Raw genomic sequence first — 10,817 nt, forward strand, 5'->3', positions numbered from 1 at the left:
CGGGGCGGCTGGTGGCCCGGGTCCCGCGGGACAGGTTGACCGGCGGGGACGGCCAGGTTGGCCAATTGTCACAGGCGTCTGGTTCGCTTGTACGTATGGAGATTCTCTGGGTCCTGATGGCAGTGGTCATGATCGGGGCGGTTCTCGGGCCGGTCCTGCTGCGCAGGCGCGGCGGAATCCGCCAGGTGCACCCGGGCGCCCCGGACGCGGCGGACCCGGCGAACTACGGCTTCGCGCGCCAGGAGGAGCTGGACATCCGCATGCCCGGACCGGACGCGGACCTGATCGAGGTCCTCGACCTGGTGCAGCGCACGCAGGACTGGCGTGCCGCGTCACAGCTGCTCGCCGGGACGGAGGTGCACGGTGAGCGGCGGTGGCAGCGTGTGCAGGCGTTCGCGGGCGCGGCGTCCTTGGAGCTGGCGCAGCGGCCGGGCGGGGTCAGCGACACCCCGGGCGGGCAGTGGCTGCGGGTGTGGCGGGCCGAGGCACCGAAGGACGCGGGCGGCGCGGCCGTGCACGCGGAGTTCCTGGTGCAGCAGGCCTGGCGCTCCTCGACGGCGGGGACGGACGAGTTCCGGATCATCCTGGAGGAGGCCAAGGAGGCCTGCGGCCAGGCCGCGCTCCTCTCCCCCGGCGACCCGATTCCGTACATCGTCGAGCTGTCGATCGCCCGCGGCATGGCCTATCCGCGCGCGGACTTCGAGCAGCTGTGGCTGAAGATCCTGGACCGCGCCCCGGCCCACATGGGGGCGCATCTGGCGGCGCTGCACTACTGGTGCGAGAAGTGGCACGGCACCCGCGAGGAGGCCTACTCCTTCGCGGAGGCGGCGGCGGCCCGCGCCCCCAAGGGCTCCCTGCTCTCCGCGCTGCCCCTGTTCGCGGTGTACGAGCACCTGCCCGAGGTGAACCTGGTCCGCGGGTTCTACCAGAGCGAGGTCGTCACCAAGGCGATCGAGGGCGCCAAGTTCGCGGTGCACTCCGCCCGCCCGGACGACCCGATGCTGGCCCACGTCCGCCATCTCCTGGTCTTCTTCCTGGTGCGCTGCGAGCGCTGGGGCGAGGCCATGGACCAGCTGGTCCACGTCGACGGCCACGTCGGCGCCCTCCCCTGGACCCTGTCCCCCGACCCGGCCGCGGACTACGCGGTCTACCGCGCCCTGGCCGTCGCGGGCTACGAGGCCAACGGCGGCAGCCCCGCCACGCTGCCCCACTGACCGGCAGGAATGCCGGGCCCCGCCCCGGCGTTCTAGTGACTTGCCGCCGCCAGGCCCGCCACAAGGAGTGAAACCCCATGATCTTCGGTCGCACGCCCGTCCTCCCCACCCCCGAGGAGGCCCTGAAGGGCCGCGAGACGCCCGAGTTCGAGGTCCCCTCCCGGCACACGGTGCTCGGCAACGCCCTGCTCGGCCCCTACCCCGATGGCCTGGAGGTCGCGGACTTCGGGCTCGGCTGCTTCTGGGGCGCGGAGCGCAAGTTCTGGCAGACCGACGGCGTCTGGACGACCCTCGTCGGCTACCAGGGCGGCTACACCCGCAACCCGTCCTACGAAGAGGTCTGCTCCGGCCTGACCGGCCACACGGAGGTCGTGCGCGTCGTCTTCGACCCCACGAAGGTCACGTACGCCGAACTGCTCAAGCTCTTCTGGGAGTCCCACAACCCCACCCAGGGCTTCCGCCAGGGCAACGACGTGGGCACCCAGTACCGCTCCGCGATCTACACCCACACCCCCGCCCAGGAGACCACCGCCACGGCCTCCCGCGACGCCTACCAGCAGGTCCTCACGGCAGCGGGCCACGGCCAGATCACCACCACGGTCCTCCCGGCGGCCGACCGCGCCTTCTGGCCCGCCGAGGCCTACCACCAGCAGTACCTGGACAAGAACCCCGACGGCTACTGCGGCATCGGCGGCACGGGCGTGAAGCTGGGCGACCCCTTCGAGACGAACTGGGGCGTGTCCTGCCCGACGGGGATCGCTCCGGCGCCCGAGGCGGCGGACAAGTAACCGACATCCCCCGCGGCCAAGGACCCCCATGCCCCACGCCTACGCCCCCGACGGCACCGCGCTGCACTATGAAATCCGGGGCTCCGGTGAGCCGTTGGTGTTGTTGAGTGGGCAGTCGAACAGTCGGCACTGGTGGGATCCCGTTGTCGAGGACTTCGCCGCCGTGTTCACCACCGTCACGCTGGACTGGCGGGGGACGGGGGACAGTGATCGGCCCGACAGCGACACGTACAGCACGCGTGGGTTCGCCGATGATGTGGGCGTCGTGCTCGATGACGCGGGGATCGGGCGGGCCCATGTGTACGGGACGTCCATGGGCGGACGGGTCGCGCAGTGGTTCGCCGCGGAGTTTCCGGAGCGGGTGGAGCGGCTCGTGCTCGGGTGTACGTCGCCGGGGGCACCGCACGGTGTGGAGCGGGGGGCCGAGGTGCGGCGGGCACTCGCGCAGGGCGACCCTGCTGCCGCACGGCGGGCGCTGCTCGAGCTGATGTACACACCCGGCTGGATCGCCGCCCAGGAGGCAAGCGGGCGGCGGGAGTTCGGCACCCTCGGGGATCCGACCATGCCCGCGCACGCCCGCCGTCGCCATCTGCGCGCCAGCGCCCGGCACGACGCCTGGGACGCCCTCGTCCGAATCAAGGCGCCGACCCTCGTCGTGCACGGCGACGACGACACCTTCAACCCCACCGCCAACGCGCCGCTGCTCGCGCGGCGCCTGCCGGACGCCCGGACTCGGCTCGTCCCGGGCGCGCGGCACGCCTACTTCGAGGAGTTCGCGGAGGTCGCCACACCGTTGGTGCTGGGGTTCCTGCGCGACGGCGACACCCCCGGGTGACGGCGACAGCGACGGCCGCAGGGCGTCCCGGCCGCGGGGCCCCGGCCGGGACGCCGCCGCCCCGCAGGGCTACGCCCCGGACCCGTACGCCCGCGTGATGATCTCCAGCTTGTGGCCGTCCGGGTCGTCCCAGTAGACCCCACGGCCGCCGTCGTTCGTGTTGATCTCGTTCTCCCGCTGGTGGTACGGGTCCGCCCAGTAGGTCAGGCCCCGCTCCTTGATGCGCCCGAAGATCGCGTCGAACTCGTCCTCGGAGACCAGGAACGCGTAGTGCTGCGGCACCGACGGGCCGCCGCCGCCCTCGTAGTAGTCGAGCGTGACGCCGTTGGGGATCTCCACGGGGATGAACGGGCCGTACTGCGGGCTGACTTCGAGCCCCAGGATGTCGGCGAGGAACTGCGCGGACGCCTTCTTGTCCGTGGCCGCCACAATCGTGTGGTTCAGCTCGATGGTCATCGTGCGGACCTCCTCGTAGGCCTTGCGGTGTATGACCTGTGTGCCTGACATCGACCACGTTACGTACGGGCGCCCGGCCCGACATCGGTCAGCGGGTCGGCGCGCGCTGCGCATTGCGCCCTAGGCCCCTGGTCCCAGGCGAGATCCGGTCACGGAGACCGGGCCCGGGACCAGGCGGGCCGTCCGGCCGGGTCAGGCCAGATCGTCGCCGCAGGCCAGGTCAGATCGTCGCCGCGTCGATCACGAACCGGTACCGCACATCGCTGGCGAGCACCCGCTCGTACGCCTCGTTGATCTGCTCCGCCCGGATCAGCTCGATGTCCGCGCCCAGGCCGTGCTCGGCGCAGAAGTCCAGCATCTCCTGGGTCTCCTGGATGCCGCCGATGCCGGAGCCCGCGAGGCTCTTGCGGCCCAAGATCAGGGAGAAGAGGTTGAGGGACACGGGCTCCTCGGGGGCGCCCACGTTCACGAACGCGCCGTCCGTCTTCAGGAGGCCGAGGTACTTGTCCAGGGGCAGCGGCGCCGACACCGTGGAGACGATCAGGTCGAGGCTGCCCGCGAGCTGCTCGAAGGTGGCGTCGTCACTGGTCGCGTAGTAGTGGTCTGCGCCCAGGCGCAGGCCGTCGTCCTTCTTGCGCAGGGACTGCGAGAGGACGGTCACCTCGGCGCCCATGGCGTGCGCGATCTTGACGGCCATGTGGCCGAGACCGCCGAGCCCGACGACGGCGACCTTCTTGCCGGGGCCCGCGTTCCAGTGGGCCAGCGGGGAGTACGTGGTGATGCCCGCGCACAGCAGCGGCGCGGCCACGTCGAGGGAGAGGCCGTCGGGGATGCGGAGGGTGAAGGCCTCGTCGACGACGATGCGGGTGGAGTAGCCGCCGTAGGTGGGCCGGCCCTCCTTGTCGAGGGCGTTGTACGTCTGGATGTTGCCCTTGGCGCAGTACTGCTCCAGGCCGGCCTCGCAGTTCTCGCACTCGCGGCAGGAGTCGACCATGCAGCCGACGCCGACGCGGTCGCCGACCTTGAACTTGGTGACGTCGGCACCGACCTCCGCCACCACACCGGCGATCTCGTGGCCGGGCACCATCGGGAAGATGCCCTCGCCCCAGCCGTCGCGGGCCTGGTGGATGTCGGAGTGGCAGATACCGGCGTACTTGACGTCGATCAGGACGTCCGAGGCGCCGACGGGGCGGCGTTCGATGGTGGTGCGGGCCAGCGGGGCCTTGGCCGAGGGGGCTGCGTAAGCGGGGACGTTCATGGTCTGTGCGGTCATGCCCTCGACGCTGCCACCTGCGGAAAGGACCACCCAGCCCTCCGTTGTGCCTACGCAGGACGGTCCTACCACCACTGGTATCAGGCTCAGTGGCGTACGACCCTGAATACTGGAGTGCATGGACGAGAACGCCCCGCAGGGCACGCCGCCCCCGGAGGGTCTGGACCGCCGTGCCGAGCTGAGCGAGTTCCTGCGCACCCGCAGGGCCCGCCTCCAGCCGCACGACGTGGGCCTGCCCAGCTACGGCAGGCACCGCAGGGTGCCCGGCCTGCGCCGCGAGGAGCTGGCCCAGCTCGCCGGGGTGTCCGTGGCGTACTACACCCGGCTCGAACAGGGCAACGGGCGGAACGTGTCCGCGGAGGTCCTGGACGCCATCGCGCGCGCTCTGCGCCTGACCGACGCCGAGCACGCGCACCTCATGCACCTCGCCAAGCCCGCCGCGCACAAGAAGAAGCGGGTCCCGCGCACGCAGGCGATGCGGCCCGCGGTGGGGCAGCTGATGGACGCGATGGACGGTGTGCCCGCGTACGTGGTGGGGCGGCGCTCCGACATCCTCGGCTGGAACCGGATGGCGGCCGCGCTGTTCGGCGACTGGGGACGCCTTCCGGCCGAGGAGCGGAACTGGGCACGGCTCGTCTTCCTCGACGAGCACATGCGGGAGCTGTTCTCCGACACCTGGGCCCAGAAGGCGTCGGACATCGTCAGCTTCCTGCGCATGGACGCGGGCTGCTATCCGAACGACCCGCTCCTGTCCGCCCTGGTCGGCGAACTCTCCGTGAAGAGCGAGGAGTTCAGGCGCCTGTGGGCCACGCACGACGTCCGGGAGAAGGGCCACGGCGTGAAGCGCCTGCGCCATCCCCTGGTCGGGGAACTGGCCCTCTCCTTCGAGACGATGCGCCTCACGGACGACACGGAACAGTCCTTGGTGACGTACCACGCGGAGCCCGGCTCCCCCTCGGCGGAGGGCCTGCGACTCCTGGCGAGCTGGGGCATCGACGCCGTGGACTCCTCACGGCACGGGGTGTCCTAGCCCGCCAGGGGTCAGGCGCGGCACCAGGGCGCGGCCGGGTCCCGTGAAGACGGGACCCGGCCGCGCCCCGGACCCACCCGGCCCTTCCCCGGACGGGGATCAGGGCTGGTACGGCGGCGCCGCCCCCCAGTTCCACAGCGGCACCGGCTGGCTGACGGGGCGGGCCGCGTCGGGGCCCGAGAAGTAGACGGCGAGGCGCGTGCCCCACTCGATGTACGCCACGAACGCCGAGCGGAACTCCGCGTCCGTCGGCAGGCCCGCCTCGTCCGCCGCGTCCTGGATGAGGTTCACCCAGCGGCGCCGCTGCGGCTCCGTGATGCCCTTGCCGAAGTGCTTGCCGACCATGTGGGCGTGGGCGCCGGAGCCGCCCTCGCCGCCGTGCTCCTTGGAGTACACCGCCGGGCCGCCGAAGACCTCGCCGAGCCACTGCGCGACGTGCGCGGCGTGCTCGGGGGCGAGGCCCGCGAAGACCGGGGCGAGCAGGTCGTCGGCGAGCACCTTCTCGTAGAAGACCTCGGTGAGGCGGTCGAAGCGCTCGGCGCCGCCCGCCCACGTGTACAGCGTCGGGGTGGCGGCGCCCGATCCGCGCACGGACGTCGGGGTGTAGTGCCGCATCTCCTCGATGTTCGAGACGTACGGGCGGATGTGCGCGAAGAAGTCCTTGAACTGCTGGGAGGATCTGAAGCCCTCCAGGTGGTCTTTCGTGGACGTCCAGGTGACGCGCAGGATGAAGTGCTCGAAGTCCTCCTCGCAGCGGGTGAGTTCGTAGTCCACGCACTGCGGCGCGGCGGCCAGCGGGACGGCGGCGAGGGTGTACGCGGCGAGGAACTCGGCGGCGCGGTCCTCGGGGACGCGGTAGCGGATGTACTCGACGGTGTGGGCGCTCATGGGGTGGCGGCTTCCTCTTCCCTGGGAGCCGGATGCTGGGCGCCCCAGTCCCAGAGAGCCTGCAGGACTGGACCCAGATCCCGGCCGTGCGAAGTCAGTTCATAGGTGACGGTGGGCGGCCATCCGGGAGTCCGGGTGCGCCGGACGACTCCGGCGGCGGCCAGCTGCGCCAGCCGCTCCGCAAGTACCTTGTCGGACAACTGCGGGAGCGCGGCGGCCAGTTCGCTGTACGCGTACACGTCACCGGCGAGCAACTCGCGCACCAAAAGCGTCGTCCAGCGTCCACGCAGCGCCGCGAGGGTGACCTCGACGGGGCAGTCGGGGCTCGGCGCGGGGACGCGGGCGCGGGGGTCGTCGGGCAGGCCGGGGCGCGGCTCCCGGGTGGCCGGGGGTGCCTGCCTTACCGTTCGGTGAGCCACGGGCGCGCCTCCTACTGTGCCGGTCATGAGCACTTTCATCCTGCCCCAGCGCCCCGAGGACGTCCCGTCGGCGTTCGCCGAGCGGTTCAACAGCGGCGACGCGGCCGCCGTCCGTGAGTTGTACGAACCCGGTGCCTCCTTCGTCCCCGAGTCGGGTACCCCCGTCCACGGCGCCGACGCGATCGCCGCGCAGAACGCCCCGTTCCTCGCCCTCGGCCTGCCCATCTCCGTGACGCCCCGGCGCGTGCACGTCGCGGACGACATCGCGCTCCTGCTCGTCGACTGGGAGATCGACGGCAAGGTGCGGGCCACCGCCACGGACGTGGCGCGCCGGGGCGCCGACGGGTACTGGCGCTATCTGATCGACAGCCCGTTCGGTGCGGGGCGCCGGGACGCCTGACCGCGAAGGGACGCGTGCCCCACCCCCGTGGAGGCACGCGTCCCTCATGGGCGCGTCGTACGCATCCCTCATCTCACGCCCTACGCGCCCCTCACTTCACTCCGTACGCGCCCCTCACTTCCCGATGTACGCGTCGCGGATCGCGACCGTCGCCCTGTTCCCCTTCTTGTCCTCGACCTCGGCGCGGAAGGAGACCGACTTGCCCGCGGCCGGGTTCCGCACGGAGATCCGGCCGTCGCGCACCGTCGCCTTCTTCCAGGTGCGGCCCCGGTCGTGGGAGACGTACACGGCGAGGGACTTGAGGCCGGCGCCCGCGGCGTCGCCCTGGACCGTCACCGGCACGGACTGGGTCACCCCCGCGGGCACCCGGCTGTCCAGGCCCACCTTCGGCGTGAAGCGGACCGTCGACCCGGGCAGCCGGGTCTCCTCCCCGACCTTCTTGGAGCGGAACGTCCAGCTCGCGTCGACGCGCGAGGAGACGGGTGCCACGCGCGGGTCCCGCCGCACGGACGTGACGAGGCGGTACTCGGCGTCAGACGCCGGGACCTTGAAGGACTCGTCGCCGGACAGCGGGTCCTTGTTCTCTCCGATCTTGCGGCCGTCGCGGTACAGGGTCGTCCGCACCGAGGAGAACAGGGAGTCGCCCTCGTTCCCCTCGCCGTCGGCGACCACCGGCACGAAGCCGTAGATCCCGTTGCCCTCGCGGTGGATCCCCAGGTCACCACCGAGGCGTGGCCCGAACACGGCCGTGTTGAACGTCCTCGTGTAGGTCCTGCCCGGCTGGTACACCGCCGACGGGTGGACGCTGTAGGTCGCTTCGGCGGTCACGTCGCCGTTCTGGTCCTTCCCCAACTGGTGGAAGAACGTGTCCCACTCCACCTTGTCCGCCGTGGACACGTGGAACGTCCGCGTGGTGCGGGCGTTCTGCGGGGCCATCCAGCCGGTGCCGATGCCGCTGCCCCCGGGCAGCCACCCCGTGGCGCTGGCCACCCCCCTCTTGCCCTTGGCCGACGCCCCGAAGCGGGTCTTCAAGGTGGCGAGTTCGCTGTCCTCGAAGTGCTTGGTGTAGCCGGTCGCGAGCCGGTCGACCTTGCCGCCGACGAGGATGTCGTACTGCTCGTCGCCGCCCTTGACCCACGACCCGGCCCACTGCTGGTGCAGCGAGCCGTCCGTGACCTCGGGGCCGAGGTGCGCGGTGCGCAGTTGGGCGTAGGAGTCGACGCTCACTCCCGCGCCCATGTCGTCCGGCAGCTCGTACTGGGGAAAGGCGGTCACCTGCTCGGCGCCTTTGTCGGGCACCGTGATGTCCACCGGCTTCGCCGTCCGCGCGTCCACCGTGAGCGTCATGTCCTTGGTGACGTTCAGCTTCGGCCGGGCGAGCCAGTCGACGCCCTTGGCGGCGTCCTCCGGGTCCTGGTAGATCTTCGCGTCGAGGAGGTAACCGCCCCTGGGCACCCGGAGCTTGACCGTTCCGGAGACGTCGTGGACCTCGAAGTCCGCGTCGGCGCCGGGCCCGCTCAGGCCGATCAGGCCGGACGAGTAGAACCTCGCGGGCCGACCGTCACGCCCGACGTACTTCAGCGTCAGGTCGAACGTCTCCCCCTCGCGCTGCACCACGGCGGCCGTGCGCACGTTCTGCCCGCCGCCCTTCGCCACGACGTACGCGGAGTAGGTGCCGCGCCCCGAGCCGCCGAGCTTGGTGTGCGCCGTCAGGCCGACCGCCGCGCGCCCGCCCGCGGGCACCGTCACCTTCTTCGCGCCGAGCGTGTAGAAGCCGCCCGGGGCCGGGCGCCCCTTCGGGTCGGTGGCGGTCACCGAGAGGTCGAGGGTGACGTCCTTCGTGCCGCGATTCTTGTACGTCACCTTCTTGGTGACCGGCTTGTCGTCGGTGTGCGGCCATTTCGGCGCGCCGAAGTTCAGCGACACCGGGTCGGCGACCACCTTCTGCCCGACGGCCCTGTCGACGGCGATACGCCCCGAACCCTGCTGGTACGGCGTGTACGCGCCGCCCTTCGTGGACGACGTCAGGGCCCGCTTGAGGTCGGCCGCCCTCCAGTCGGGGTGCTGCTGCTTGAGGAGGGCGGCGGCGCCCGCGGCGTGCGGGGTCGCCATCGACGTACCGGAGATCGTCAGGTAGCCCTCCGGCTTCTGGCCGACCTCCTTCTCGATCTCACTGCCGGGCGCGGCGGCGGCCGTGATGTCGACGCCCGGCGCCGTCACGTCCGGCTTGACGGCACCGTCGCCGACACGCGGGCCCTGACTGGAGAAGCCCGCGAGCTTGTCGTTGTCGTCGACCGCGCCGACGGTCAGCGCCGCGTCCGCACTGCCCGGCGAGTCGATGGAGCCGCGATAGCCCTCGTTGCCCGCCGCGACGGCGAACAGGACGCCCTGGTCGGCGGAGATCTTGTTGACGGCCTCCTCCAGCGGGTCGACGCCGATGTCGTCGGTGCCGCCGAGGCTGACGTTCACGACGTCGGCGCCCTGCGCGGCCGCCCACTCCATGCCCGCGATGATCCCGGAGTCGCTGCCCCTGCCGTCGTCGCCGAGGACCTTGCCGCTGAGGACCTTCGCGCCCGGGGCGACGCCCTTGAACCTGCCGCCCGACTTCGCCCCCGTACCGGCCGCGATCGACGCGACGTGCGTGCCGTGCCCGACGCGGTCCTTGGTGTCGACGGCCGCGGAGAAGTTCTTCTCGCCGACGATCTGGTCCTTCAGGTCCGGGTGGGTGGCGTCGACGCCCGTGTCCAGGACGGCGATCTTGACGCCCTTGCCGTCGAGCCCGGCCTGCCAGGCCTTCGGCGCCCCGATCTGTTCGACGCTCTTGTCGAGGCTCGCCTTCCGCGTCCCGTCCAGCCAGACGCGGCCGACGCCGGACGCGGTGCCGCGCTTGCCGCCGGTGAGGGTCTTCCAGAGGGCGGCCGCGTCCTTCCTGGGCGTGGTCACGGCGTCCGCGTTCAGGGACGTCAGGCTGCGGCGGACCGTGGTGTCACCGACGGCTCGGACCCCGGCCTTGGCGCCGCGCGCGGTGCCCTGGTAGCCGACGATCAGCTTCAGGCCCCGCCGCTGGGCCTTTCGGTTCGCCTTGCTGGTCAACTCCGTGACGTCGAAGAGCCGTCGGTCGACCTTGCCCTCGGCGATGAGCCGCTCGGCGTCGTACGGCAGGACCAGGGCGTGGCCGCGCACGGTCCGGGTGCTCACGGGTATGCGCTCGCGCCCCGCCGCCGGTGCGAAGCCGACCAGGCGCCCCCTGGCGTCGACGGTGACACGGTCGCCGGTGACGAGGGTCAGGCGGTGCGTGGTCCCGGCCTGCCCGGACGCCTGCTGGCGGCTCCGGCGTTCCGCCCCGCCGTCCGTCCCCGCCGCCGCGGGCCCGACCACGCCCGCCGCGAGCGCCGCGGCGATCACCGCCGCGTACGCCTTCTTCCTGTGCTGACGCAAGATCTCCCCCTGCCGTCGAAGTGTGGTCCGTACACAGGAAGCGGCTCCCGAAGCCCTTCAGGCTTCGGGAGCCGCT

Annotated in this window: 10 protein-coding genes; 5 read left to right on the forward strand and 5 right to left on the reverse strand. The window is 71.8% G+C overall.

Annotated features, from left to right (window positions below):
- Positions 1–95 precede the first annotated feature (95 nt).
- The 3 genes from ACZ6BG_RS11170 (at position 96) to ACZ6BG_RS11180 (ending at position 2,837) form a co-directional block, all read left to right on the forward strand.
- Positions 96–1,214 (forward strand): hypothetical protein, encoded by a 1,119-nt coding sequence (locus ACZ6BG_RS11170; protein WP_468999639.1) that lies wholly within the window; start codon positions 96–98, stop codon positions 1,212–1,214.
- A gap of 77 nt (positions 1,215–1,291) precedes the next feature.
- Positions 1,292–2,002 (forward strand): peptide-methionine (S)-S-oxide reductase MsrA, encoded by a 711-nt coding sequence (gene msrA / locus ACZ6BG_RS11175; RefSeq protein WP_468999640.1) that lies wholly within the window; start codon positions 1,292–1,294, stop codon positions 2,000–2,002.
- A gap of 28 nt (positions 2,003–2,030) precedes the next feature.
- Positions 2,031–2,837, forward strand: a complete 807-nt coding sequence (locus tag ACZ6BG_RS11180; protein WP_468999641.1) for an alpha/beta fold hydrolase — start codon at positions 2,031–2,033, stop codon at positions 2,835–2,837.
- Between the two features lie 69 nt (positions 2,838–2,906).
- Here ACZ6BG_RS11180 and ACZ6BG_RS11185 read toward each other — a convergent pair whose 3' ends face one another.
- Both ACZ6BG_RS11185 and ACZ6BG_RS11190 read right to left on the reverse strand, forming a co-directional pair.
- Positions 2,907–3,293 (reverse strand): VOC family protein, encoded by a 387-nt coding sequence (locus ACZ6BG_RS11185; protein ID WP_469000209.1) that lies wholly within the window; start codon positions 3,291–3,293, stop codon positions 2,907–2,909.
- A gap of 220 nt (positions 3,294–3,513) precedes the next feature.
- Positions 3,514–4,566, reverse strand: a complete 1,053-nt coding sequence (locus ACZ6BG_RS11190) for an NAD(P)-dependent alcohol dehydrogenase (RefSeq protein ID WP_468999642.1) — start codon at positions 4,564–4,566, stop codon at positions 3,514–3,516.
- 118 nt (positions 4,567–4,684) lie between these two features.
- Between ACZ6BG_RS11190 and ACZ6BG_RS11195 the strand changes: the two genes are divergently transcribed.
- A complete protein-coding gene (locus ACZ6BG_RS11195) occupies positions 4,685–5,596 on the forward strand; it encodes a helix-turn-helix domain-containing protein (RefSeq protein WP_468999643.1) in 912 nt (303 codons plus the stop codon).
- A gap of 99 nt (positions 5,597–5,695) precedes the next feature.
- Here ACZ6BG_RS11195 and ACZ6BG_RS11200 read toward each other — a convergent pair whose 3' ends face one another.
- Together ACZ6BG_RS11200 and ACZ6BG_RS11205 are read right to left on the reverse strand one after the other, a co-directional pair.
- Positions 5,696–6,484 (reverse strand): globin domain-containing protein, encoded by a 789-nt coding sequence (locus ACZ6BG_RS11200; protein ID WP_468999644.1) that lies wholly within the window; start codon positions 6,482–6,484, stop codon positions 5,696–5,698.
- Entirely contained in the window at positions 6,481–6,903 is a 423-nt protein-coding gene (locus ACZ6BG_RS11205) for a winged helix-turn-helix transcriptional regulator (RefSeq protein WP_468999645.1), read from the reverse strand. The genes ACZ6BG_RS11200 and ACZ6BG_RS11205 overlap by 4 nt, the downstream gene beginning before the upstream one ends.
- 25 nt (positions 6,904–6,928) lie before the next feature.
- Between ACZ6BG_RS11205 and ACZ6BG_RS11210 the strand changes: the two genes are divergently transcribed.
- Positions 6,929–7,303, forward strand: a complete 375-nt coding sequence (locus ACZ6BG_RS11210) for a YybH family protein (RefSeq protein ID WP_468999646.1) — start codon at positions 6,929–6,931, stop codon at positions 7,301–7,303.
- Between the two features lie 114 nt (positions 7,304–7,417).
- Here the strand turns inward: ACZ6BG_RS11210 and ACZ6BG_RS11215 are convergent, their stop codons facing one another.
- Positions 7,418–10,741 carry a S8 family peptidase gene (locus tag ACZ6BG_RS11215; protein ID WP_468999647.1) on the reverse strand — a complete coding sequence of 1,108 codons (3,324 nt, stop codon included), beginning with the start codon at positions 10,739–10,741 and terminating at the stop codon, positions 7,418–7,420.
- Positions 10,742–10,817 lie beyond the last annotated feature (76 nt).

The sequence above is a fragment of the Streptomyces sp. NPDC041205 genome, assembly GCF_055591765.1.

What these genes read in the sequence shown, in the direction of transcription:
- ACZ6BG_RS11170 (WP_468999639.1), top strand. Translation starts at nt 96, where the DNA reads ATGGAGATTCTCTGGGTCCTGATGGCAGTGGTCATGATCGGGGCGGTT.
- msrA (WP_468999640.1), top strand. Translation starts at nt 1,292, where the DNA reads ATGATCTTCGGTCGCACGCCCGTCCTCCCCACCCCCGAGGAGGCCCTG.
- ACZ6BG_RS11180 (WP_468999641.1), top strand. Translation starts at nt 2,031, where the DNA reads ATGCCCCACGCCTACGCCCCCGACGGCACCGCGCTGCACTATGAAATC.
- ACZ6BG_RS11185 (WP_469000209.1), bottom strand. Translation starts at nt 3,293, where the DNA reads ATGACCATCGAGCTGAACCACACGATTGTGGCGGCCACGGACAAGAAG.
- ACZ6BG_RS11190 (WP_468999642.1), bottom strand. Translation starts at nt 4,566, where the DNA reads ATGACCGCACAGACCATGAACGTCCCCGCTTACGCAGCCCCCTCGGCC.
- ACZ6BG_RS11195 (WP_468999643.1), top strand. Translation starts at nt 4,685, where the DNA reads ATGGACGAGAACGCCCCGCAGGGCACGCCGCCCCCGGAGGGTCTGGAC.
- ACZ6BG_RS11200 (WP_468999644.1), bottom strand. Translation starts at nt 6,484, where the DNA reads ATGAGCGCCCACACCGTCGAGTACATCCGCTACCGCGTCCCCGAGGAC.
- ACZ6BG_RS11210 (WP_468999646.1), top strand. Translation starts at nt 6,929, where the DNA reads ATGAGCACTTTCATCCTGCCCCAGCGCCCCGAGGACGTCCCGTCGGCG.